The 24,006-nt window shown below is 65.4% G+C and carries 22 protein-coding genes, 1 tRNA gene and 1 pseudogene; 14 read left to right on the top strand and 10 right to left on the bottom strand.

Annotated elements, in window-relative coordinates:
• Window positions 1-43: 43 nt before the first annotated feature.
• From grxD to AQY21_RS19300, 5 genes are all read right to left on the bottom strand, one after another.
• Window positions 44-406 carry a Grx4 family monothiol glutaredoxin gene (grxD, locus tag AQY21_RS19280; RefSeq protein ID WP_058099229.1) on the bottom strand — a complete coding sequence of 121 codons (363 nt, stop codon included), beginning with the start codon at window positions 404-406 and terminating at the stop codon, window positions 44-46.
• Between the two features lie 51 nt (window positions 407-457).
• Entirely contained in the window at window positions 458-700 is a 243-nt protein-coding gene (locus tag AQY21_RS19285; protein ID WP_011747710.1) for a BolA/IbaG family iron-sulfur metabolism protein, read from the bottom strand.
• A 644-nt stretch (window positions 701-1,344) separates the two neighbouring features.
• Window positions 1,345-2,469, bottom strand: a complete 1,125-nt coding sequence (locus AQY21_RS19290) for a Hint domain-containing protein (RefSeq protein ID WP_238986837.1) — start codon at window positions 2,467-2,469, stop codon at window positions 1,345-1,347.
• 488 nt (window positions 2,470-2,957) lie between these two features.
• The gene (locus AQY21_RS19295) at window positions 2,958-3,728 is read right to left on the bottom strand and encodes a Bax inhibitor-1/YccA family protein (protein WP_058099250.1); all 771 of its coding nucleotides are present in this window, start codon (window positions 3,726-3,728) and stop codon (window positions 2,958-2,960) included.
• A 122-nt stretch (window positions 3,729-3,850) separates the two neighbouring features.
• Window positions 3,851-4,819: an NADPH:quinone oxidoreductase family protein gene (locus tag AQY21_RS19300; protein WP_058099230.1), complete on the bottom strand. Its 969-nt coding sequence runs from the start codon at window positions 4,817-4,819 to the stop codon at window positions 3,851-3,853.
• Between the two features lie 178 nt (window positions 4,820-4,997).
• Here AQY21_RS19300 and AQY21_RS19305 point away from each other — a divergent pair, with 178 nt between their 5' ends.
• The 7 genes from AQY21_RS19305 (at window position 4,998) to AQY21_RS19335 (ending at window position 14,416) form a co-directional block, all read left to right on the top strand.
• On the top strand, window positions 4,998-5,357 hold the full coding sequence (locus AQY21_RS19305; RefSeq protein ID WP_011747707.1) for a helix-turn-helix domain-containing protein: 360 nt from the start codon (window positions 4,998-5,000) through the stop codon (window positions 5,355-5,357).
• Between the two features lie 84 nt (window positions 5,358-5,441).
• Window positions 5,442-6,257 (top strand): histidinol-phosphatase, encoded by an 816-nt coding sequence (gene hisN, locus AQY21_RS19310; RefSeq protein ID WP_058099231.1) that lies wholly within the window; start codon window positions 5,442-5,444, stop codon window positions 6,255-6,257.
• A 90-nt stretch (window positions 6,258-6,347) separates the two neighbouring features.
• Window positions 6,348-7,733 (top strand): magnesium transporter, encoded by a 1,386-nt coding sequence (gene mgtE, locus AQY21_RS19315; RefSeq protein ID WP_058099232.1) that lies wholly within the window; start codon window positions 6,348-6,350, stop codon window positions 7,731-7,733.
• A complete protein-coding gene (locus AQY21_RS19320; RefSeq protein WP_058099233.1) occupies window positions 7,730-8,323 on the top strand; it encodes a 5-formyltetrahydrofolate cyclo-ligase in 594 nt (197 codons plus the stop codon). Before mgtE ends, AQY21_RS19320 begins: the two co-directional genes overlap by 4 nt.
• Window positions 8,324-8,724: 401 nt before the next feature.
• Window positions 8,725-12,345 carry a vitamin B12-dependent ribonucleotide reductase gene (locus AQY21_RS19325; RefSeq protein ID WP_058099234.1) on the top strand — a complete coding sequence of 1,207 codons (3,621 nt, stop codon included), beginning with the start codon at window positions 8,725-8,727 and terminating at the stop codon, window positions 12,343-12,345.
• A 62-nt stretch (window positions 12,346-12,407) separates the two neighbouring features.
• A complete protein-coding gene (locus tag AQY21_RS19330) occupies window positions 12,408-12,659 on the top strand; it encodes a hypothetical protein (RefSeq protein ID WP_058099235.1) in 252 nt (83 codons plus the stop codon).
• A 212-nt stretch (window positions 12,660-12,871) separates the two neighbouring features.
• The gene (locus AQY21_RS19335; protein WP_058099236.1) at window positions 12,872-14,416 is read left to right on the top strand and encodes a DegQ family serine endoprotease; all 1,545 of its coding nucleotides are present in this window, start codon (window positions 12,872-12,874) and stop codon (window positions 14,414-14,416) included.
• Between the two features lie 75 nt (window positions 14,417-14,491).
• Here AQY21_RS19335 and AQY21_RS19340 read toward each other — a convergent pair whose 3' ends face one another.
• Window positions 14,492-15,259 carry an invasion associated locus B family protein gene (locus tag AQY21_RS19340; protein WP_238986839.1) on the bottom strand — a complete coding sequence of 256 codons (768 nt, stop codon included), beginning with the start codon at window positions 15,257-15,259 and terminating at the stop codon, window positions 14,492-14,494.
• 482 nt (window positions 15,260-15,741) lie between these two features.
• On the opposite strand from AQY21_RS19340, the gene AQY21_RS19345 reads away from it, so the two are divergent.
• Complete coding sequence (locus AQY21_RS19345) at window positions 15,742-17,313, top strand: helicase HerA-like domain-containing protein (protein WP_058099238.1); 1,572 nt, start codon at window positions 15,742-15,744, stop codon at window positions 17,311-17,313.
• Here AQY21_RS19345 and AQY21_RS19350 read toward each other — a convergent pair.
• Complete coding sequence (locus AQY21_RS19350; protein WP_058099239.1) at window positions 17,300-17,632, bottom strand: DUF6477 family protein; 333 nt, start codon at window positions 17,630-17,632, stop codon at window positions 17,300-17,302. The two genes, AQY21_RS19345 and AQY21_RS19350, sit on opposite strands and share 14 nt — an antisense overlap.
• A 211-nt stretch (window positions 17,633-17,843) precedes the next feature.
• Between AQY21_RS19350 and AQY21_RS19355 the strand changes: the two genes are divergently transcribed.
• Entirely contained in the window at window positions 17,844-19,025 is a 1,182-nt protein-coding gene (locus AQY21_RS19355) for a DUF6456 domain-containing protein (protein ID WP_058099240.1), read from the top strand.
• A 70-nt stretch (window positions 19,026-19,095) separates the two neighbouring features.
• On the opposite strand, the gene AQY21_RS19360 is transcribed toward AQY21_RS19355, so the two are convergent.
• Window positions 19,096-19,644 (bottom strand): peroxiredoxin, encoded by a 549-nt coding sequence (locus AQY21_RS19360; RefSeq protein WP_058099241.1) that lies wholly within the window; start codon window positions 19,642-19,644, stop codon window positions 19,096-19,098.
• 143 nt (window positions 19,645-19,787) lie between these two features.
• On the opposite strand from AQY21_RS19360, the gene lipA reads away from it, so the two are divergent.
• The 4 genes from lipA (at window position 19,788) to AQY21_RS27215 (ending at window position 22,918) form a co-directional block, all read left to right on the top strand.
• Complete coding sequence (gene lipA, locus AQY21_RS19365) at window positions 19,788-20,735, top strand: lipoyl synthase (protein WP_058099242.1); 948 nt, start codon at window positions 19,788-19,790, stop codon at window positions 20,733-20,735.
• Window positions 20,736-20,784: 49 nt separating this feature from the next.
• A tRNA-Leu gene (locus AQY21_RS19370) sits at window positions 20,785-20,868 on the top strand.
• Between the two features lie 118 nt (window positions 20,869-20,986).
• Window positions 20,987-21,292: a hypothetical protein gene (locus AQY21_RS29075; RefSeq protein WP_161906064.1), complete on the top strand. Its 306-nt coding sequence runs from the start codon at window positions 20,987-20,989 to the stop codon at window positions 21,290-21,292.
• A 417-nt stretch (window positions 21,293-21,709) separates the two neighbouring features.
• Window positions 21,710-22,918 (top strand): Hint domain-containing protein, encoded by a 1,209-nt coding sequence (locus AQY21_RS27215; protein ID WP_065169962.1) that lies wholly within the window; start codon window positions 21,710-21,712, stop codon window positions 22,916-22,918.
• A 105-nt stretch (window positions 22,919-23,023) separates the two neighbouring features.
• Here the strand turns inward: AQY21_RS27215 and AQY21_RS19380 are convergent, their stop codons facing one another.
• Window positions 23,024-23,212 carry a hypothetical protein gene (locus AQY21_RS19380; protein WP_058099243.1) on the bottom strand — a complete coding sequence of 63 codons (189 nt, stop codon included), beginning with the start codon at window positions 23,210-23,212 and terminating at the stop codon, window positions 23,024-23,026.
• A 78-nt stretch (window positions 23,213-23,290) separates the two neighbouring features.
• Between AQY21_RS19380 and AQY21_RS19385 the strand changes: the two are divergent.
• A pseudogene (locus tag AQY21_RS19385) lies at window positions 23,291-23,629 on the top strand (transposase); the annotation flags it as partial.
• A gap of 43 nt (window positions 23,630-23,672) precedes the next feature.
• On the opposite strand, the gene AQY21_RS29880 reads toward AQY21_RS19385, so the two are convergent.
• Window positions 23,673-24,006 (bottom strand): transposase (locus AQY21_RS29880; protein ID WP_238986840.1); only part of this gene is annotated, 334 nt, incomplete at its 5' end.

Below are 24,006 nucleotides of genomic sequence, written 5' to 3' on the forward strand. Positions count from 1 at the left end.
ACCTGTGGCGAGGTCTTTCATGCCTGGGACGGGGCGGCTGCCGTCAGGCATTCGCCTCGCGGATCTTGTTCGCGGCATCCTTGTCATAGACCACGCCGGCCTTGTCGAAAAGCTGGTCGAGCTCGCCCGACAGCGTCATCTCGGTGACGATGTCGCAGCCGCCGACGAACTCGCCCTTGACATAGAGCTGCGGGATAGTGGGCCAGTCCGAGAAATCCTTGATGCCCTGGCGGATCGCCTCGTTGGCAAGCACGTTCACGTCGCGATACTGGACGTTCATATAGTTCAGTACCCCGGCTACGCGGCTTGAAAAGCCGCATTGGGGCATCTCTTTGGTGCCTTTCATGAACAGGACGACATCGTTTCCGTCGATCGTCTCCTGGATCTGCTGGCGTGCATCGGTCATTCTGCTGGTCCTTGCTGAAGCGCCGCCGGGATGCGACGCTTGCGGTTGATCTTACTCGGGGGCCTTGGTGGTCAGCGCAAGCGCATGCAGCGCCCCGTTCGGGCCGTCCATATGGCCCTGCAAGGCGGCATAGACGGCGCGTTGCTGCTGCACGCGGTTCTGGCCGCGGAAGCTTTCGTCGATCACCTCGGCGGCATAGTGATTTCCGTCTCCGGCAAGGTCGGTGATCGTGATCTTGGCATGCGGAAATGCAGCGCGGATCAGGGCTTCGATATCCTGGGCTTCCATCGCCATGGCGGATCCTTTCTTTGTTCTCCAAGATGTAGGGGAAGCCTGCGCGGGCCGCAAGATCGGCCGGCGCGGCATCGCGTCCGGCCACAGAGCCGGCATTCGTTCGCACCCATGCCTGTGCTCCAGGCGCGGCACTGTCCCACCGCAGCCTGCCGGCTTTCGCGTTTCGGAGCACCTGTCCCTTGCCGAGCCGCCGGTGGCTCGGGCTTGGCAGATTGGCTGCATAGCCGATGCTGTGGCTATTTGATCGGGCAGCCGGAATGCCTGCGCAAGGCCCAGGTCCTGTCCCATATCGGCCGCTCCTCGTGCCGCCTCAATCGGTTTCCTACGGTGAGGACAATGGCGGGGCTGGGATTTCGGGCGCTGGGCCGAAGTCGCGAAAGCGGCGCGGCTGCCGCCGGGGCGAATCCGCAAACTTCATTCAGGGCGAGCTGGGCTTGCCATGCGACAGCTCGCCTCTTGCCGGCCCGCCGCGCCGCCATGTGCATGGGAAGGGGGGCACGAACGTTTCGCGGGATTCTGGCGGAGAAAATCGCGACCGCCTGCCTGGTTCAAGTGCCGGAACGTTCCCCTCCCGCCCCGGGGGGCAAGTAAAAGAGGGCCGGCCGGGAGGCCGACCCCAAGGTGGTTTTGCCGCCGTCCAGGCTCTATTGCAGCAGGGCTTTGCGATGCTGGGCGTGGCGCACTGCCAGCTTGCGGCCCATCCGCCCGGAGGCGAGCAGACGCGCCCCGGGCGGCATCTGGTCTTCGGGCCGGTCGCGCAGCTCGGGGAAAAGGCCGAAAATCTCTGCCTGGGCCTCGCGGCCGACGGATTTCAGCGCCTCGGGCCCGGTATAGAGAGATTCGGTTTCGGCGCCTTCGGACAGGACGATCTCGTGGCGGTCGAACAGGAAATGGAAATACTCCACCGCCGTCAGGTCATCGGCGATGTCGATGCCGTCGATCTGCAAAAGCTGCTTGGCGGCGACCAGCACCTCGGCGGTGCCGAACATCTTTTGCGCGATCTTCGACCGCACCAGCACGCGATGCTGCGGCGAGACGATCAGGTCGCGCTGCGGCAAGCCCTTGCCGAGCGCGCCGGCGGCGATACGGATCGGGCGCAGGTTCGGGCTTGCCTCCAGCGCCCTGCTGCCCAGCACGCGCGAGCCGATCCAGCGCAGCGGCTGCAACCCGTGATCGCGGGTCACCACCAGCATGCCGGGCACCAGGCTCTCGACGGGCAGGGGGCCGTGTTCGGTTTCGATCAGCGTTCCGCGCGCGAAGCAGGGAAAGCAATGCCGGTCGGTGAAGATGGCGTTATAGTCGAGCTGGTAATATTTCGACTGGCTCGGGAAGCTGACCGAGACAATGGGGCGGGTGGTCAGCGCCTCGACCTCGGCGGCCGACGCGCCCTTGGGCGGCGGCATCAGGAACGTATTGCCGGCCGAATCCTGCATGATGCGGACCGGCAGATGCAGCGTCTCAAAGCTGCCGTCGGGGTTGCGGAAGGTTACCGCGGTGTTCTTGACCAGGAAGGTCGAATCGACCTTGTAGCTGGAGATGTTGCCGTCGCCATCGGCGTCATGCCGGATCGATTCGGAAGGCCCGAGCGATTCATCGGTGCGGATGATCCCATCGCGGTTGGTGTCAACGGCACTGACCTCGACCAGCCGGCGCGACAGCGGGTCCGTCTGAGAGCCGAAATTGGTGCCGCCCAGTACGGCGCTGGCCTTTTCCGCCCCCGGAATAAACTCCTTGGGGTCCATGTCGGGCAGTTTGCCGAGAAAGATCATCTTCTCACAATCGGGTCCGGAAGGACCGCCGTGATGATCGAAAGACATTTTTAACACTCACCATCAGATACGCAGCGTGAGGCCAGGCTGCGTAATCGGTTGCCTCGCGCGTCTGGATCCCGGGCAAGCATAGCCATTCGCCAAAAGTGGCGTTTTCAGCCCAAAGGGGCCGACAAACCTGTCAGGAGCCGCGACGCACAGTATCGGGCCAACAGGGCGCCGACATGATTTGTCTAAAAGATATGCACCCTATGGCAAGCTGAAAAACTGAACGGTTTTGTTAAAAATCAAGACAATTCAGTAGGTTTGTCAGGGTTTCTGTATGGAGGAGGATGCCGGGAAGGCAAGCTTCTGGCATGCATATCGACATTATGCCGGAGATGCGGCGCCCGCGGATCCTGCCGCAGATGGCAATCCGGTCCCGCGAAGGGCCGAAAACAAAAGGGCCGGGCGAATGCCCGGCCCCCAATCCGTCCTGTCTCTGGCGATCACTCGCGATTGCCGAGGAATTGCAGCAGGAACATGAACAGGTTCAGGAAGTCCAGATAGAGCTGCAACGCCCCCATGATCGCGGCCTTGCCAAGGAAGTCGCGGTCCGAATTCGCCAGTTGCAGATAGGTGTTCTTGATGTTCTGCGTGTCATAGGCGGTCAGGCCGGCAAAGATCAGCACGCCTATCGCCGAGATGGCGAATTGCATCGCGCTCGATTGCAGGAAAATGTTCACGATCATCGCGACGATCAGGCCGATCAGGCCCATCATCAGGAACGTGCCCATCCCCGACAGGTCGCGCTTGGTCGTATAGCCGTAAAGCGACAGCCCGGCGAAGGCGATGGCGGTGATCAGGAAGGTCTGGATGATCGAGAAGCTGGTATAGGCCGCGAAGATCCAGCTGATCGAGATGCCCATCACCGCGGCGAAGGCATAGAACAGCGTCGTCGCACCCTGCACCGACAGCCGGTTCAGCGCGGCGCCGAAGGCGAAGACCATGACCAGCGGCGCGAACATCACCAGCCATTTCAGCGGCGACAGGTAGAGCGTCTTGCCGAACTCGGTCAGGTAATGGCCGTTGCCGAGCGCCCATTGCGTCGGCGTGTCGGAGAGCGCCAGCCCGGCCATGCCCCAGGCGGCGCCGGCGGTGACCAGCATGCCCACGGCCATCAGGCCGTAGACCTTGTTCATATAGGCGCGCAGGCCTTCATCCACGGCAGCCGAGCGCGTCGCGGTCCCGGCCGTGCGGATCGAATTGTAGTCTTGCATAGGTTCTCCCCGGTCGAAAATCGCGGTGCGGCCCGGATGGCCCACCATCCACGCAGATATTGGCAAAGGATGCCGATTTTTCAATGTGCAACCGTCGCTTTTGCCGCCCTCTGACGAAAATTTCAGATGCTAACGATCACCTTGCCGGTCGAGCGCCGGGATTCGAGCAGCTCGTAGCCCTCGGCCAGCCGCTCCAAGGGCAGGGTGGCGCCGACATGCGGGCGCAGCCGGCCCTGATCGTAGAGCGCGAGGAGCGCTGCGATGTCCCGTTGCAGCAGCCCGGGGTCCAGCTTGCGATAGCCGCCCCAGTAGAAGCCGTGGATGGCGATGTTCTTGACCAGGGCATGGTTCAGCGGCAGGGCCGGGGGCTTGCCGCCGGCAAAGCCGATGACCAGGAAGCGGCCGCCCGGCCGCAGGGCGCCGAAGGCGGCCTCGCCGGGGGCGTCTCCGACCGGATCATAGACCACGTCGACGCCGCCCAGCTCGCGCAGCGCGCCGCGCAGGTCGGGGCAGGTCTCGCTGTCGATGCAATCCGTGGCGCCGGCCGTCCGCGCCACCGCCAGCTTGTCGGCGCCGCGCGCCACGGCGATCACCCGGGCGCCGAGAGCAGCGCCGATCTCGACCGCCGTCAGCCCCACGCCGCCCGCCGCGCCCAGCACCGCCAGGGTTTCGCCCGCGCGCAGGCCCGCGCGCAGGGTCAGGGCGAAATGGCTGGTGCCATAGGCGATCAGGAAGCCGGCCGCCTCCTCATGGCTCATCGCGTCCGGGATCGGATGGCAGCTTTCGGCGGGAAACAGGTTGGCCTGGGTCATGGTGCCCTGGCCCTGCACGGCGACGCGGGTGCCGGGGGCCAGGGCCACGCCCTCGCCCGCGGCCAGCACCTCGCCCGCACCCTCCAGCCCGGGGATGAAGGGCAGGGGCGGCGTTTCCTGATACCGCCCCCGGGTCATCAGCAGATCGGCGAAATTCAGCGCAGCCGCCCGCAGCCTGACCAGCACCTCGCCCGGGCCGGGCGGAGCGAGCGTCAGCTCACCCGCGATGGGTGAACCGGACATTGTCTTGATTTGCATCATTTTCCAGGTTGCCGGCATGATTCCTCCCGCTTGTTCGCTATGCTGGCCGCGCCGCTTTCTTCCATGTTTCCGGGGGGTTCGGCCAGAAGTATTCGGGGCTAGCAACTGATTGTCTTTTTGGACAAGTGGTCATAATCGACCTCGAAAATTGCGCCGATCTGGTGTAGCGCCCGTTTAGATTGAGTGAGGTGTTACCATGAAACATAACGTGGATGTCCATGTCGGAAAGCGAATCCGCCATCGCCGATGGATGATCGGGATGACGCAGCAGCAGCTTGCCGAGAAGGTCGGGATCAAGTTCCAGCAGATCCAGAAATACGAAACCGGGATGAACCGTGTCTCGGCTTCGCGGCTTTGGGACATCGCGCAGGCGGTGGACGTCCCGGTCAGCTTCTTCTTTGAGGGGCTCGAGGACGGCCATGTGCATAACGCGGTCGAGGGCGATATCCTGGCCGACAAGGAGGCGCTGCAACTGGTGCGGGCCTATTACGCCATGCCCGAGGCGCAGCGGCGCCAGATCTTCGAGCTTGCCCGCGTCCTGTCGGACGCCGCCTGACCCGGACAGCCGCCGTTCCGGGGCTTTCGCTTGCGGGATACTGCGGCTAAACCTGCGCCCGACACTCAGCCGCGGGGGCAGGTCATGACACGCGCGAACAAGACCAATCCTGTCGAAGGGGCCGAACGGATCGTGGCGGTTGCGCATCGCCTTGCCGATGCCGCGCGGGCCGAGACGCTGAACCTGTTCCGCAGCCCGGCGCTGCGACCCGACAACAAGTCCGCCACCGGCTTCGACCCGGTGACCGAGGCCGATCGGGCCAGCGAACGCGCCATGCGCGCCATCCTGGCCGCCGAGCGCCCCGAGGATGGCATCCTGGGCGAGGAATACGGCGTCCAGGATGGACGGAGCGGCCTGACCTGGGTTCTTGATCCCATCGACGGCACCCGCGCCTTCATGGCCGGGGCGCCGAGCTGGGGCGTGCTGATCGGGCTGTCCGACGCGCAAGGCCCGATCTATGGCATCGTCGATCAGCCGCATCTGGACGAGCGGTTCGAGGGCGGGCTCGGCCATGCCCGGCTGATCTCGCGCGCGGGGGCGGTGCCGCTTCGGGCGCGGCAGGGCGTCGCCCTGGCCCAAGCCACGCTGATGACCACCTATCCCGAGGTCGGCAGCCCCGCCGAGCATGCCGCTTTTTCTCGGGTCGCGGCGCAGGCGCGGCTGGTCCGCTATGGGCTCGACTGCTATGCCTATGCGCTGCTGGCCGCCGGCCATGTCGATCTGGTGATCGAGGCCGGGCTGCAACCCTATGACGTGGTCGCGCCCATCGCCGTGGTGCAGGCCGCGGGCGGCGTGGTGACCGACTGGCAGGGCGGGCCGGCCCATGGCGGCGGCACGATCCTGGCCGCGGGGTCACATGAATTACATGCCGAGGCGCTAGCCCTTCTGAAGGGCGATTGAGGCCCGGATGCAGGCCCCCTATGGTGCCTCCGACCGACTTGCCCCGACCGCAATCCTCGTCGCAAGACCCGAACCCCGAGGAGCCAGCCGATGACCGAGCCGCGCGAAGCCGAGACGGATGTCCCCGAAACCGATTTCCAGCTGAGCCGGCAGGATCTCGAAGCGATCAACAAGGCCATCGACGACGGCGACGGGCCGGCGCTGGACGCGCTGCTGGAACCGGTCCATGCCGCCGACATCGCCGACCTGATCGAGCAGCTGACGCCGCCGCGGCGGCGCGCGTTCCTGCATCTCTATTCCGGCGAGATCGACGGCGAGATCCTGTCCGAGATCGACGAATCCATCCGCGACGAGGTCATCGAGCAGCTGCCGCACGAGGTGCTGACCGAAGCCGTGCGCGAGATGGACAGCGACGACGTCGTCGACCTGATCGAGGATATGGAGGCGCCCGAGCAGCAGGCCATCCTGGCGGCGCTGGACGATTCCGACCGGGCCGCCGTCGAACGCTCGCTGACCTGGCCGGAATATTCGGCCGGCCGCCTCATGCAATCCGAGGTGGTCACCGCCCCCGAGCATTGGAGCGTGGGCGAGACCATCGACTTCCTGCGCGCCGAGGAATGGCTGCCCGACCAGTTCTATCACGTGGTGCTGGTCGATCCGCGCCGCCATCCGACCGGCTATGTCACGCTGGGCAAGCTGCTGGCCTCGCGCCGGCATGTGCTGCTGCGCGAGATCGCCGAGGACAGTTTCCGCACCATATCGGCCCGCCAGGACGAGGGCGACGTGGCGCATGTCTTCAACAAATACCACCTGATCTCGGCTCCGGTGGTCGATGACCATGACCGGCTGGTCGGCGTCATCACCATCGACGACGCCATGTCGGTGCTGGACGAGGAGCACGAGGAGGACATCCTGCGCCTGGCCGGGGTTGGCGAAGACAGCGCCATCTCGGATACGGTGGTCGAGACCATGCGCCAGCGCGTGCCCTGGCTGGCGGTCAACATCTTGACAGCGCTGGTCTCGGCCTCGGTCATCGCCTTGTTCGAGGACGCCATCGCCAAGCTGGTCGCGCTGGCCGTGCTGATGCCGATCGTCGCCTCGATGGGCGGCAATGCCGCAACCCAGACCCTGACCATCGCCGTGCGCGGCCTGGCGACCAAGAGCCTGTCCCCCGCCAATGCGCTGCGCGTCGTGCGCCGGGAGCTGGTGGTGGGGCTGAGCAACGGGCTGCTGTTCGGCCTGGCGCTGGCGCTGGTTACCTATGTCTGGTTCCAGGATGCCAAGCTCAGCCTGGTCATCGCCATGGCGATGGTGGTGAACCTGTTCGTCGCCGCCCTGGGCGGCATCCTGATTCCGCTGGGGCTGGAAAAGGCTGGGGCCGATCCGGCGCTGGCTTCGGGGACCTTCGTAACCACGGTGACCGATGTGGTGGGCTTCTTCACCTTCCTGGGCTTGGCGGCGGTGATCCTGCTATGAACGTGGATCCGGCTCTCAAGGACGCGCTGCGCAAGGCGGCGCTGGCGGCCCGGGCGCAGGGCGGCGACGATGCCGCCCTGACCCGGCACCTGGTCGCGGCGCTGGCGCCCTATCGCGGCAAGGTGCTGGCTGGCTATTGGCCGATGCGGGGCGAGGCCGACCCGCGCCCGGCCATGGCGGCGCATGAGGGACCGGTCTGCCTGCCGGTGGTGACAGGGCCGGCGCGGCCGCTGGAATTCCGGGCCTATGACGGCCGGCTGGAGCCGGGCCGCTTCGGCACCAGCCATCCGCCGGCCGATTCGCCGGTGCTGGTTCCCGAGGTGCTGATCGTGCCGCTGGCCGGATTCGACCGCGCGGGTCACCGGCTGGGCTATGGCGGCGGCTTCTACGATCGCACGCTGGCCGGCCTGCGCGCCGCGGGGTGGCCGGCCACGGCGATCGGCTTCGCCTATGCCGCGCAGGAGATTCGCGCCATCCCCGCCGAGGCGACCGACCAGCCGCTGGACCTGATCGTCACCGAGAGGGGGGGCATCATGCCGCAGCCGGAAAAATCGCAGAGCGCGAATGCTGGAACGAAATTGCAACCGTGATGCTTGCCCGCTGGGGATAAGCCTGTGGAAAATGGGTGAGCGGCTGCGAAGAACCCCACCAGAACGCTTGGCTTTTCGCCCCCTGCCGGAATTTGCCACTTGTTAACAATGCAGTTGCAGCGAATCTGCTATGCGGTGAGGGGGCCGCAAATGGCGTCGCTGTCCAGTAAAAATTTTGATTGAAATGCGCCATATCTCGGGTCAATTTGTGGCCCAGGCCGGCGGCGCCACCAGATCTTGTGTCCCTCTCGACATCTGATTGGGTTCGGCGGCGAGCGGCAGAGATCAGGAAAAAGGCTTTCGGGTGCCGGGCGATCCGGCCGCCTGCATCCGTGTCTTGCGACGCGGACGGCGGTGGAATGGTTGCGCGGTCCCGGGCGAACGAAGGGGACAGTCAGGGCATGCGGATCGAACGGCGCTTCACTACGGCCGAGAGCGGGGCTTACGGCGCGCTTTCCTTTACCACCACCACCAGCGAGATCCGCAACCCCGACGGCAAGATCGTCTTTCGCAACGAGGCGGTGGAGGTGCCGCAGGGCTGGAGCCAGGTGGCCTCGGACGTGATCGCCCAGAAATACTTCCGCAAGGCCGGCGTGCCGGCGCGGCTGAAGCGGGTCAAGGAAAAGGGTGTGCCGGAATTCCTGTGGCGCTCGGTCCCCGACGAGGAGGCGCTGGCGAAGCTGCCCGAGGAGGCGCGCTATGGCGGCGAGACCTCGGCGCGCCAGGTCTTTGACCGGCTGGCCGGCGCCTGGGCCTATTGGGGCTGGAAGGGCGGGTATTTTTCCAACGAAGAAGACGCCCGCGCCTATTACGACGAGATGCGCTTCATGCTGGCGGCGCAGATGGGGGCGCCGAACAGCCCGCAATGGTTCAATACCGGGCTGCACTGGGCCTATGGCATCGACGGGCCGTCGCAGGGCCATTTCTATGTCGATTACAAGACGGGCAAGCTGGTCAAGTCGGACAGCGCCTATGAGCATCCGCAGCCGCATGCCTGCTTCATCCAGTCGGTCAGCGACGACCTGGTGAACGAGGGCGGCATCATGGACCTGTGGGTCCGCGAGGCGCGGCTTTTCAAATACGGCTCGGGCACGGGCACCAATTTTTCGTCCCTTCGAGGGGAGGGCGAGAAACTGTCGGGCGGCGGGAAATCTTCGGGGCTCATGGGCTTCCTGAAGATAGGAGACCGCGCAGCCGGCGCGATCAAATCGGGCGGAACGACCCGGCGCGCGGCAAAGATGGTGATCTGCGACATGGATCACCCCGACATCGAGCAGTTCATCAACTGGAAGGTCATCGAGGAGCAGAAGGTCGCCTCTCTGGTGGCTGGCTCCAAGATGCACGAGCGCAAGCTCAACGAGATCTTCGCCGCGATCCGGGACTGGGACGGCAGCATCGAGGATGCCACCGACCCCGGCCGGAACGCGGCGTTGAAATCGGCGATCCGCTCGGCCAAGCGCGTGATGATCCCGGAGACCTATATCAACCGGGTTCTTCAATATGCCCGTCAGGGCTTTGATTCGATTGAGTTCCCGACCTATGATACCGATTGGGACTCGGAAGCCTATGTCTCGGTCTCGGGGCAGAATTCCAACAACTCGGTCCGCGTGACGGATGCCTTCCTGCGCGCGGTCCGCGACGATCTGCCCTGGGAGCTGGTGCGCCGCACCGACGGCAAGGTGGCCAAGACCGTCTCGGCGCGCGCGCTCTGGGACCAGATCGGCCATGCCGCCTGGGCCTGCGCCGATCCGGGTATCCAGTTCCACGACACCATCAACGCCTGGCATACCTGCCCGGAGGACGGGTCGATCCGGGCCTCGAACCCGTGCAGCGAATACATGTTCCTGGACGACACGGCCTGCAACCTGGCCTCGATGAACCTGCTGACCTTCTGGGACGGCAAGGAATTCGACGCCGACGGCTATGTCCATGCCAGCCGGCTCTGGACCGTCACGCTGGAGATCTCGGTGCTGATGGCACAGTTCCCCAGCAAGGAGATCGCGCAGCGCAGCTACGACTTCCGCACGCTGGGCCTGGGCTATGCCAATATCGGCGGCCTCTTGATGAACATGGGCCTGGGCTATGACAGCGAGCAGGGCCGGGCGCTGTGCGGGGCGCTGAGCGCGATCATGACCGGCGTGGCCTATGCCACCTCGGCCGAGATGGCGGCGGAACTGGGGCCGTTCCCCGGCTACAAGAAGAACGCCCGCCACATGCTGCGGGTGATCCGCAACCACCGGGCGGCGGCGTATGGTACCGGCGCCTATGATGGGGTCAACGTCCGCCCCGTCGAACTCGACGCCGCGAATTGCCCCGATCCGCGTCTGGTGGCCCTGGCGCAGGGCGCCTGGGACGAGGCGCTGACCCTGGGCGAGGAGCACGGCTATCGCAACGCCCAGGCCACGGTGATCGCGCCGACCGGCACCATCGGGCTGGTGATGGATTGCGACACCACCGGCATCGAGCCCGATTTCGCGCTGGTGAAGTTCAAGAAGCTGGCCGGCGGCGGCTATTTCAAGATCATCAACCGCTCGGTCCCGGCGGCGCTGGAGACGCTGGGCTATGGCTCGGCGCAGATCGAGGAGATCATCGCCTATGCCGTGGGTCATGCCAGCCTTGGCAATTGCCCCGGCATCAACCATGCCAGCCTGATCGGCCACGGCTTCGGTCCGCGCGAGCTGGAAAAGATCGACGCGGCGCTGGCCTCGGCCTTCGACATCCGCTTCGTCTTCAACCAGTGGACGCTGGGCGAGGCCTTCTGCCGCGAGACCCTGGGCATCCCGGCCGAAAAGCTGAACGACCCGACCTTCGACCTGCTGCGGCACCTGGGCTTCACCCGGGCGCAGATCGAGGCGGCCAACGACCATGTCTGCGGCACCATGACGCTGGAGGGCGCGCCGCATCTGAAGCCCGAGCATTACCCGGTCTTCGACTGCGCCAATGCCTGCGGCAAGAAGGGCAGGCGCTACCTGTCGGTGGACAGCCATATCCGCATGATGGCGGCTGCGCAGAGCTTCATCTCGGGGGCGATCTCCAAGACCATCAACATGCCGAACTCGGCCTCCATCGCCGATGCGCTGGCCGCCTATGAGCTGAGCTGGTCGCTGGGCATCAAGGCCAATGCGCTTTACCGTGACGGCTCGAAACTGTCGCAGCCGCTGGCCTCGGCGCTGGTCGAGGATGACGAGGAGGCCGAGGAGATCCTGGCCACCGGCAATGTGCAGGAAAAGGTCGCGGTCATCGCCGAGAAGGTGGTCGAGAAGATCATCGTCAAGGAGGCGGTGCGCAGCCATCGCGAAAAGCTGCCGCAGCGCCGCAAGGGCTATACCCAGAAGGCGATCATCGGCGGGCACAAGGTCTATCTGCGCACCGGCGAATATGACGACGGCAAGCTGGGCGAGATCTTCATCGACATGCACAAGGAAGGCGCGGGCTTCCGGGCGATGATGAACAATTTCGCCATCGCCGTGTCGGTGGGCCTGCAATACGGCGTGCCGCTGGAGGAATTCGTCGATGCCTTCACCTTCACCCGGTTCGAGCCGGCGGGCATGGTGCAGGGCAATGACAGCATCAAGAACGCGACCTCGATCCTCGACTATGTGTTCCGCGAACTGGCGGTGTCCTATCTGGATCGCACCGACCTCGCGCATGTGAAACCGCAGGGTGCGCGCTTCGACGATCTGGGCGGCGGCGAGGCCGAGAGCCAGCCCAATGTCGCCCCGGTCAGCGAGGGCGCCTCGCGCTCGCTGGAGATGCTCAAGCAGATCAGTTCGACCGGCTATCTGAGGAAGCGCCTGCCGCAGGATCTGGTGGCGCTGCAATCCGGCGTCTCGGTCGCGGCGGTCTCGACCGCCGATGGCGCAACGGCGGCGGTCGGCGTCGTTACCATGGATGCGCGCGCCAAGGCCCGGATGCAGGGCTATGAGGGCGATCCCTGCGGCGACTGCGGCAATTACACGCTGGTGCGCAACGGCACCTGCATGAAGTGCAACACCTGCGGCGCGACCAGCGGTTGCAGCTAAGGGCGATCCGGGTCCGGGCGCCGCGCGCGGCCGGACCTTCCCGGAAAGAACAGGGGCAAGACATGGAACTGATCGTCGGCAACAGGCGCATCACCGCCGCCGCCATCCATCCGATTCCGGGCGGGATCGAGGCCGAGCTACGGGGCGAAGCGGTCCTGCCCTTGCTTGACGAAGCCTTTCAGGGCACGGGCCGGATCGAGATCCTGGGCGGCGGGATGGACCGCCGGCCGATGGATGTGGCGGGCATCGAGATGCGCGGCGCCTCGACCCTGGTCACGCTGCTTTGCGCGGGTGAGGCAGCGCGGCTGCACTGAAGATCATCGCTGCGATGAAACCTGTTCCGCGTCCCCAGGGCCGCGGAACTTTTTATGGTCCGGCACTTATGCCCGGCATTGCCTGCAAGTCACGATCAGTTCATCCTTTGCGAGCGTGGTTCATTTGCAACGGGCTCGAAAATCCCCTTGAACATGAGCATATTGCCAGGAGGCCGGGTAGCGCCGCCCCGGCATGGAAGGAGATAATCCAGATGAACAGACCCTCTTGCCGCCACTTCCTGACCGCCTCGGGCCTTGCATTGCTCATGGCGCTGACGCCGGCCTTCGCGCAAGAGCCGACCACGCCCGACGCCGAGGCCGCGCAGGAAGCCGCGAACAACAACCAGCCGCTGACCGCGCCCGACAGCCAGGCCCGCCAGCAGCAGGTCATGCCGGAAAGCTTTGCCGATCTGGTCGAAAAGGTCAGCCCTGCCGTCGTCAACATCACCACCACCTCGACGGTTTCGACGCCGCTGGTGCGCGGGCCGCAATTGCCCGAGGGCAGCCCGTTCAGCGACCTGTTCCGCGAGTTCGGCTTTCCCGGCTTCCCGCCGGGCGAGGGCAATCCCTTCCAGCGCGGGCCGCAGCCCGAGCAACGCTCGAACGCGTTGGGATCGGGCTTCGTGATCTCGCCCGAGGGGCTGATCGTGACCAACAATCACGTTATCGACGGTGCCGATTCGATCGAGATCGAGTTCTTTTCCGGCCAGCGGTTGCCGGCCAAGGTGATCGGCAAGGACGACAAGACCGACATCGCCGTGCTCAAGGTGGAAAGCAAGGATCCCTTGCCCTTCGTCAAGTTCGGCGACAGCGACAGGGCGCGGGTCGGCGACTGGGTGCTGGCGCTCGGCAACCCTCTGGGGCAGGGCTTCTCCGCCTCGACCGGGATCGTCTCGGCGCGCAACCGGGCGCTTTCGGGCACCTATGACGATTTCATCCAGACCGACGCGGCGATCAACCGGGGCAACTCCGGCGGGCCTCTGTTCAATATGGACGGCGAAGTGATCGGGGTGAACACAGCGATCCTGTCGCCGAATGGCGGCTCGATCGGCATCGGCTTCTCGATGGCCTCGAACGTGGTCAGCAAGGTCGTCGAGCAACTCGAGGAATATGGCGAGACCCGGCGCGGCTGGCTGGGCGTCAAGATCCAGCCGGTGACGGACGACATCGCCGAATCGCTGGGCCTGGCCGAGGCCAAGGGGGCCATGGTCACCGATGTGCCGGCCGGCCCGGCCGCCGATGCCGGGATGAAGGCGGGCGACGTCATCACCAGCTTTGCCGGCGGCACGGTCGAGGATCCACGCGATCTGGTGCGCCGGGTGGCCGATGCGCCGGTGGGCGAGGCGGTCGAGGTTGTGGTCCAGCGCGACGGCAAGCCAGTCGAGCTGAAGGTGACGTTGGGCCGGCGCGAACTGGCCGAGGGCACCGGCAGCGGCAAGGTGGACAGCGCCGAGGAGACGGCAAGCGACCTGATGGGCATGACCCTGGCGCCGCTGACGCCGGAAATCGCTGCCGAGCTGGGCGTCTCGCGCGATATGCAGGGGCTGGTGGTGCAGTCGGTCGACCCAAGCGGCGCCGCGGCGGACAAGGGACTGGCCGCGGGCGATGTCATCACCGAGGCCGGCCAGCAGCCGGTCGCCACGCTGGCCGATCTGGAAACCCGCATCAAGGAGGCGCGCGATGCCGGCCGCAAGTCCATCCTGGTCATGGTGCGCCGTGCGGGTGAGCCGCGCTTTGTCGCCCTGCCCGTGGGGTGAACGCATGAAAAAGGGCCGGGGATGACCCGGCCCGAGCGGTTCGGGGCGCCCCTTGGGCGCCCCTTTCCTATTGGCTTATTGCTGGGGTGCCTCGGCCGGCGCAGCAGCGGGCGCGGGCGTACCGGCCGGGGCCGGTGCGGCGGCGATATCCTTGTTCGCCTCGACCAGCGCGTTCATGCCGGCGGTGAAGCCGCTCAGCGACAGCGGCAGCTTGACCATCTGTTCCTCCGGCGCACCGAAGGGCAGCAGCGACACGGTCGCGGCCTTGCCGCGCTTCAGCGGGCCAAGGTCGGCCTCGGCCATGCCGATGCGCGAGACGCAGCCGACCTGGGCGCAAAGCAGGAAGGGATAGCGCGATGCCTTGCCCGAATCGACCTGAAGGCCGAGACCGGCCTGAAGATCGGTTTCGAGCGGCGCGATGAAGGTGATGACGGCCTGGACATTGCCGGTCATCGGGATGACCGAAGTCTCGGCCACCGGCGAATCGTTCTGGTCCCTGAGAAGCTGGTAGAGTTCGCAGGGATCCTTGCCGTCCTCGGTCTTCATGCAGCGCAGCGTCCAGTCGCCATGGGTCGATCTGGCATAGGGCTGGCCGACCTTCGGCTCGCCATTTTCGGCGGCCTGGCCTTCCGGCGCGGCATCGGCGGCGGGGGTTTCGGCTGCCGCTTCGGCGGCAGGGGCCTCGGCCGCAGGCGTTTCGGTTGCGGGCGCTTCGGCCGCGGGGGCCTCGGCGGCGGGCTGGGCCGGGGTCTCGGTGCTCGCGTCTTGCGCCATCACGCCGGAGGCGGTGCCTGCCAGCGTAAAGAGGGCGGCAACCAGTGCCGCGGATGTCCTGTTGACCATGTTCTCTTCCTTTGGTCCATGCATCGGCCCCGGTCCTAACATGGGCGTCGCGCCTTGTCAGGGCGGATCGCATCGCGCGACGTCACCTTTGCGTTGGCGACGGCAAACCCATTCGGGAGAGGGAGTCACAGGCCGGAAATGCGAGGATCCGGGGCGCAAGACCGCTGCCCCGGATCCCCACGGCTTACCTTCCCTGCCGGACTGGCCGGTCATCATTGCGCCGAAGGCTAGATGCAGCGAGCGAAGCCGTCAACTGTCCTAAACGTCAATTATGACATCGGCGCGACGCCTTAACGAACCGCCCGAACGGAAGGCAACTCGTGCAAAAAATGCCGCGCCCGAAGGCGCGGCAGTCCAACAGGGAGGAAGCCGGCCATCCGCCGATGCGGGGTCCGGCACGGTATAGACTGGCACAAAATCCTTGCGGTTGTATTCTCCTTTCGTCCAAGCCTTGCGCTTTTTTGCCGATCCGTGGAGGAAATATGACAGGTATCGTCGATCTGGACGCCGGAACGGTCCTCGTGGGCGGCGGCGGGGCGGATTATGCGCTGCCGCAGGTGCTGCTGCTGAAATATGCCAATCGCCACGGGCTGATCGCCGGCGCGACCGGGACCGGCAAGACGGTGACCCTGCAAACGCTGGCCGAATCGTTCTCGCGCGCCGGGGTGCCGGTCTTCATGGCCGACGTGAAGGGCGACCTGGCCGGCATCGCCAAGCCCGGCGATCCGAACGGCAAGCTGCATGACGCCTTTCAGAAGCGCGCCGAAACCATAGGCATGACGCTGGACTATCAGGATTTCCCCGTAACCTTCTGGGATATCTGGGGCGAGCGCGGACATCCGGTCCGCACCACCCCGGCCGAGATGGGCCCCTTGCTGCTGTCGCGGCTTCTGGGGCTGACCGAGGCGCAGGAAGGCGTGATGAACATCGCCTTCCGCGTCGCCGACGAGCAGGGGCTGGCGCTGCTGGACATGAAGGACTTGCAGGCCATGCTGGTCTGGGTCGGCCAGAACGCCAAGGAGCTGTCGCTGCAATACGGCAATGTCTCGACCGCCTCGGTGGGCGCGATCCAGCGCGCGCTGATGGTGCTGGAGAACGAGGGCGGCGACCGGCTGTTCGGCGAACCGGCGCTGGAACTGGCCGACATGATGCGGCTCGATGCCTCGGGCAAGGGCATGATCAACATCCTCTCGGCCGAGAAGCTGATGAACGCGCCGCGGCTCTATGCGACCTTCCTGCTGTGGCTGATGTCCGAGCTGTTCGAGCAATTGCCCGAGGTGGGCGACCCGGACAAGCCGAAGATCGCCTTCTTCTTCGACGAGGCGCATCTGCTGTTCGACGACGCGCCCCCGGCGCTGGTGGACAAGATCGAGCAGGTGGCGCGGCTGATCCGGTCCAAGGGCGTCAGCCTGTGGTTCATCAGCCAGAACCCGGCCGACCTGCCGGAATCGGTGCTGGGACAATTGGGCAACCGGGTGCAGCACGCGCTGCGGGCGTTCACCGCCAAGGACCAGAAGGCGCTGCGGCTGGCGGCGCAGAACTATCGCCCGAACCCGGATTTCGACACCGCCGAGGCGATCCAGGCGGTCGGCACCGGCGAGGCGGTGACCTCGCTGCTGGAGGCCAAGGGCGTGCCGGGTATCGTGCAGCGCACCTTGATTCGGCCGCCGCTGTCGCAACTTGGCCCGATCCCGGATGCCGAGCGTGGGGCGATCAACGCGGCCTCGCCCATGGCGCTGAAATACGGCGGGCTGCTGGACCGCGAGTCGGCGGCCGAACTGCTGGCCAAGCGCGCCGAGGCGGCCGCCGCGGACAGCGCCGGGGCAGGGGCCAAGGGTTCGGACGAGGATCTGTGGCAGATGGACCGCGAGCACACCCGTGGACGCCGCTATGACCCGGGCCTCCAGATCCCCGCCGAGCCCAAAGCCCGCCGCCGCTCGAACAGCGATTCGATCGCCGTGACCTTCGGCAAGAGCCTGGCCCGGCAATTGGGCACCAAGACCGGGCAGGCGCTGGTGCGCGGCGTCCTCGGTTCGCTGTTCAGGGGCAAGTGACCGGGTTCGGAACCGGCCGGGGCATCGCCGCGGCGGTCTCGGCCAGGATCGCGATCAGCAGCATGATGTGGCGGTGCATGTCGTAGCCGGCCACCCCTTCGCGTCGGACCAGATCGAGTTGCTCCTCCTCGGCCAGTAGCCGGGCCAGCGCCAGACCGGCCGGCGGGGGTATGTCGCATTTCAGCACCCGGCGCAGGTCGCGCCGCCGGTTCCAGCCGGCCAGCCCCGCCCTGGCCGCCTGCACCAGCAGGCGCGGGCGACGCAGATGCGGGCGCGCCATGCGCGGTTGAAAGGCGATCACATTGCTCATCATCGTCATGGCGGTTTCCTCTGCCGGTCGAATCCAGGGAAATTATTCGCAACCTAAACGTGTGTTGCGCCGCAGCCTCGAGCTGCGCGCGCCGCGGCAAGGAATCTTTAGGAATTCTTAGCAAATATTGCTGCATCTCGACTTGATCCTGTGTCGCTGGACAGGGACGAGAAACAACCCATGGGCGAGTATCTGCCCGCTCGTCGCAGGAAGCGAAGGAATGACCATGACGATTTTGACGGGAGATTTCGCCCCGGACACCCTGATTGCCGCCCTGCCGGCCGGCATCGAGTCCAAGGATTGCAATCCGCCCGAACCCGCGCTTGTCCAGCAGGCCGAGGACAGCGATCTGAAGCTCTACCTTCGCCACGTCGAAGGCGGCGAAACCATCCGCTCGCTGGCGCGCGAGGCGGGCTGCCATGCCTCGACCATCCTGCGCCGCATCCGCCGCTTCGAGGCGCGCCGCGACGATCCGCTGGTGGACCGCGCCGTCGAGCGGGCGGCGGACAGGGGTAAGGGTGCGGTCCCGGTCGCGCCGGGCCAGACGGGCATGAAGCAGATCACCCGCATCCTGCGGCGCCTGGCCGAACCGGGCGCCCAGCTGGTCGTGGCCGATGGCATGGACAAGGCCATCGTCGTGCGCGACGACATCCGCACCGCGATCCTGGATCGTGAACTGGCCGAGCATATGGCGATCCGCGCCTGGGTGCAGTTGCTGGGCCAGGGCCGGCTCAGCCGCTATGCGATCTCGGGCCAGGGACGCGAGGCGCTGCGGGCGCTGCTGGCGGCCCGGCGCGGCAGCGCCCTGCCGCAGCGCGAGGATTTCGTGCTGGCCGCCCCGGTCACCCCCCAGTCCGAAGGTTGCGCCGAAGATGCCGCCGGCTTCAGCCATGCCGACCGGCACCGGCAATGGGACGAGTGCGAGATCGCCGATCCCGAGGACGGCCGCCGCCGCCGCGCCCGGGTCAACATCGCCGAAAGCCCGCTGCTGATGCTGGCGCGGCGCCGCGAGCCGGACGGGCGGCCCTTTCTGGCGCCGGAACTGGTCGCGGCCGGCGAACGGCTGCGCGAGGATTTCGAACTGGCGCAGATGGGGCCGCGCATCACCCAGAACTGGGACCGCTTCCTGACCGCCGGCATCGATGTCTCGCGCGTGTCCACCGGCCATGGCGGCGGCTCCGAGGGCGCGCGCAACCGGGTCGCCGCCGCGCTGCGCGAGCTTGGCCCCGGCATGGGCGACCTGTGCCTGCGGGTCTGCTGCTTTCTGGAGGGCATCGAGATGACCGAGCGCCGGCTGGGCTGGTCGGCCCGCTCGGGCAAGATCGTGCTGCGGCTGGGTCTGATGCGGCTGGAGCGTCACTACCGCGAGACCTACGGCTCGGGCGCGCCGCTGATCGGCTGACCTGCCGGTCAGGGCCATGAAAAAGGGCGCCGCAGCGGCGCCCTTTCGCGTTTCCGACCGCCGGTCCCGATCAGGCCGCGGCCTTGGCGGGATTGGCGCGCAGCCAGTCCAGAACCGTTTCCGGCGCGCTGGCGCCATAGGGATCCTCGGGGCAATCGTCGCAGCGGCCGGGTTCCTCGAACCAGGCTTCGATGCGGCCATCGTTGACGATGGCGGCATAGCGCCAGCTGCGGGCGCCAAAGCCCAGGTTGTCCTTGCGCACCAGCATGCCGGCCTTTTCGGTGAACTCGCCCGAGCCGTCCGGGATCACCTGGACGTTCTTCAGGCCCTGCGCCTTGGCCCATTGGTTCATCACGAAACTGTCGTTGACCGACAGGCAATAGATCGCGTCGATGCCCAGCTCGGCCATCTCGGCGGCGGCCTTTTCGAAGCCCGGCAGCTGGTAGGTCGAGCAAGTGGGCGTGAAGGCGCCGGGCAGCGAGAACAGCACCGCGCGCTTGCCCTTGAAGTAATCGGCGGTGGTCATCGCCTGCCAGCGATAGGGGTTGGGGCCGCCCACGGCTTCGTCGCGCACACGGGTCTGGAAGGTCACTTCGGGAAGCAGATCGCCTTGTTTCATCTCTCGTCCTTTCGTCATCCGCTCCTCCCTTTCGGTCGATGCTGCGGCGCGGCATCGGCGGCGCATAGATGCACCCTGCATTGGCGTTGATCAAGACCCGAAAAACCCGTAAGTTCGGCTGACTCCCAGCAAAGGATGCCGATATGGCGGATATGCCCCCGGTTCTGCGCCACCCCGAAAAGGCCCATCGCCCCGACCAGCCCCAGCCGAAAAAGCCGGACTGGATTCGTGTCAAGGCGCCGACCAGCCAGGGCTACAAGGACACCCGCGACATCCTGCGCAACAACCGCTTGTCCACGGTCTGCGAGGAAGCCGGCTGTCCCAATGTCGGTGAATGCTGGAGCCAGGGCCACGCCACCATGATGATCATGGGCGAGATCTGCACCCGCGGCTGTTCCTTCTGCAACGTGATGACCGGCAAGCCGAATGCGCTCGACGTGTTCGAGCCGGGCCGCGTCGCCCATGCCGTGCAGAAGCTGGGGCTGAAGCATGTGGTCATCACCTCGGTGGACCGCGACGATCTGGATGATGGCGGGGCCGAGCATTTCGCCCAGACCATCCGCGCCATCCGCCACCGCTCGCCCGGATCGACCATCGAGGTGCTGACCCCGGACTTCCTCAAGTCGAAGCCCGGCGCACTGGAAACGGTGGTCGAGGCGCGGCCCGACGTGTTCAACCACAATCTGGAAACCGTGCCGGGCCTCTATCCCACCGTTCGCCCCGGCGCGCGCTATTTCCATAGCCTGCGGCTGTTGCAGCGGGTGAAGGAGCTCGACCCCGGCATGTTCACCAAATCGGGCATCATGGTGGGCTTGGGCGAGGATCGCCAGGGCGTCTTGCAGGTGATGGACGACATGCGCGCCGCCGATGTGGATTTCATCACCATCGGGCAATATCTGCAACCGACGCCCAAGCATCACCGCGTGGACCGCTTCGTCACGCCCGAGGAGTTCAAGGGCTACGAGAAAGCCGCCTATGGCAAGGGCTTCCTGATGGTTTCGGCCACGCCGCTGACGCGCTCCTCCTATCATGCGGGCGATGATTTCGCCCAGTTGCGCGAGGCCCGGCTGGCCAAGCTGGGCCGGGCCTAAGTCGGGGCTTGCAAAAACCTGCGTTGCGTCTTAGGCGGAACGCAGAAAGGCCCGAGTGGCGGAATGGTAGACGCAGCGGATTCAAAATCCGCCGCCGCAAGGCATGTCGGTTCGAGTCCGACCTCGGGTACCAATTGAAGCATTTCTCTTCGATGCATCGCCGTTGAAAATGGCCGTGCGTGGCGGCCTGTCCCAGCAGGTCTCCCTTCGCTGTTCATCCGCTGTTCGTTCCAACCTGGAGGGACCAGCCCATGACACCGTTTTCCGTTCACCGGACGCCGGCAGCAGGCCACCATCTCGGGCTTTGGTTGGAGATCGCCCTTGCCTTGCTGCTGTGCTTTCGTCCTGCCGTTCTGATCGGTGCGCTGCTTGGCATCTTCGCAGCAGCGGGGAAGCAGGCCTCTCTGGCCATGTCGATGCGAGCCGGTTGCGGATCGGAGAAGGGCCGCGGCATCGGCCCCGGCATGGCCATGCTTGCGGGTCGGAACCGCGGATTTCTTGGTGACACCCGTGACGGATCCCGGCGGAAAGCCAGGACTTCGTCTTGCTTCCCATAATATGGCATTCGGTTGCGGCACGCGGCCTGCTTGGTCGCATACGAAATCTGCGACCGGCCGCATTCTCTCCGCAATCCCAAGCAACCCACTCAGGATCTGGCCTCGCGCGATGCTCTGCCTTGTCTGCGCGATTCGCTCTAAGGTTGTTCAGTGCTAGACGCTGTCCGGGCGGCCTTTGAGCCTTAATTAATTTAAGTATTTGTTATATTTTATAATATTTTCATCCCGCCGCTGCTAAAAAATCAGACCACGCCGCGGTTATGGTTTGATTTTTCAATATAGATCTCCCATAAGTAGAGTGCGGGTTGCCTGGTTTCCTTTTTTGCTTGTGCCGCAACCTCGCCATCCCTCGCGGGTGCGGCGAGTTCGTCAACCCAATCGACCGCAATTATGCAGGTCTGTAACAAGGCTGATCTGATGCCCTATTTTACCGAAATTCCGTCAAGTTTGATTACCGTTGGGGTTGATGGCGTTGTCGCTTTCGTTCCCGATACTGCACTGCTCAACGCATTCGGGGCGTCGCAGGAGTTCGCGCAATATGATGTCGATGACACCAGCGCCACGACATTGCAGAATGGCGACAGCGTCACCCCTGTAAACGCCTCCGGAACGCCTCTGACCAGCAACCCCGGCACCTATCTCGGGTCAATGACGCTCAGCAATGCGGCGGTCGGGGCGAACATCCCGCTGGTTGGGGACCTTACCTTGCAAGTGAATCCCGTCGACGGACATCTGATGTCTACGACGGATCCGGATACCGGCGAGACCACCTATTACATCATCACCGAACAGCCGTTGGATGCCGACAATCTGACGGTGGATGTCGATTTGGTGGGTCCGCTTGGTGTCGCCCTTATTGACGAGACTGTCAATCTCAGCGGGGTGGTCAACCTGCTGAGCGGTGTTGTGGGTCCCGGCGTGGTGAATGACCTGTTGAACGACGTCATTGTGACCATGGATCACGACCCTGACGGGACGCTGGATCTGACCGATGACGAGGTGTTCGTCTGCTTCGTGGCCGGCACGCTGATCGAGACCGAGGGCGGTTTTATCCCGGTCGAAGCATTGAAGGCCGGCGACCTGGTCGTGACCCGGGACAACGGATTGCAGCCGATTCGCTGGATCGGCTCGGTCAGGCTGAATGCGGCCAGGCTGCAAGCGCAGCCCAAGCTGCGCGCGATCCGCATCAAGGCGGGCGTGCTTGGCCCGAATACACCCTCCTCGGATCTTCTGGTCTCGCCGCAGCATCGCGTCCTGGTGCGCTCGAAGATCGCAATGAGGATGTTCGGCGCCATGGAGGTGCTGGTGGCGGCCAAGCAGCTTTTGCAGATCGACGGTGTCGATATCGCCGAGGACCTGGCCGAGATCGAATATTTCCACCTCCTTTTCGAGCGGCACGAGGTGGTGAACTCGAACGGAGCTGCGTCCGAGTCGCTTTATACCGGAGCGCAGGCGTTGAAATCGCTGGGGCGAGCGGCGCGAGAGGAGATCCTGGCGCTTTTCCCGCAACTGCGCGATGCCGATTTCAGGCCGGAGGCGGCGCGTCAACTGCCTTCCGGCCGCCAGTCGCGCAAGCTGGCCGTCCGTCACGCCCAGCACGGCCGGCCCCTGGTTCAGCACGCCTGAGCAGACTTTCCGGGCCGCGGTGACATCCGCGGCCCTTTTCGGAGGCGCGAGCGGGCCTCCCATCCTGCGCGATGTCTGAACTTGCCCGGGTTTGTTGGAGAGCGTTTAGCTCCCTTTGCGCGCGCTGCGCCCGAGGGCGATGGGGCTCTGGAAGCCGAGTGACGGATGTCGCCTGACCGGGTCATAGAACCCGCCGATATATCTGGCGGCCGGGTTTTCGGCCAGTGCACGCGCCTGCCCTGCGACCGGCCAGATCGGCTCGGACGTGATCGTCCTGAAAAAGGTCTCGACCATTGGGTTGTCATAGCCTGACCTGAGGCGCGTATTTTCCTCCAATTTTGCGTAGCGTCCGCTCCGGCGAGGAGACGGGCGATGAAGCGATCAAGGTTTACGGAAGAGCAGATCATCGGGCTGCTGCGAGAGCAGGAGGCCGGGATGTCGACGGCGGATGTCTGCCGCAAGCATGCAATCAGCTCGGCGACGTTCTGCAAGTTCAAGGCCAGGTATGGCGGGCTGGAGATGTCGGAGACCCGGCGGCTGAAGGTGCTCGAAGACGAGAACGCCAAGCTGAAGACGCTGCTGGCCGAGGCGATGCTCGATAACGCCATCCTGAAGGATGTCGCGGCAAAAAAAAAACGGTAGCGCCCGGCGTCAGGCGGGAAGCGGTGGCCCAGGTTGTCGCGACGCAGCGCCGGGCGTGCCAGATTGTCAATCGGCCTGCAATATTGGGTCCGACTCACTTTGTGTGGTGTCGTCATGCTGAATGTTGGAGACGCGCAAGCAGCAGGTCGATGCCTGCGGCCCCATACATTTGCCGTTTCAGCATTTTCAGCCTGTTGATCTGTCCCTCGGTCTGTCCGTTTGACCATGGCTCGCGGAGCGCAGCCATCACCGCATCCAAGTCGGCAGTGAGGCCCCGGGCGAATGCGGCCATCTCGGATCCGCTGGCTTCTTCCAGCCAGCCTGCCATCGCGGCGGCGTCGCCGTTGCGGACCATCGTCGTGAAAGCATCAAGCAGCCGGCGTGCCTGCGACAAAGCCGGCAGGGCGTGCTCAACCTGGGTGACAAGAATACTGTCCGACCTGGAG

This window comes from Paracoccus sp. MKU1 (assembly GCF_001447385.1).
GTDB lineage: Bacteria > Pseudomonadota > Alphaproteobacteria > Rhodobacterales > Rhodobacteraceae > Paracoccus.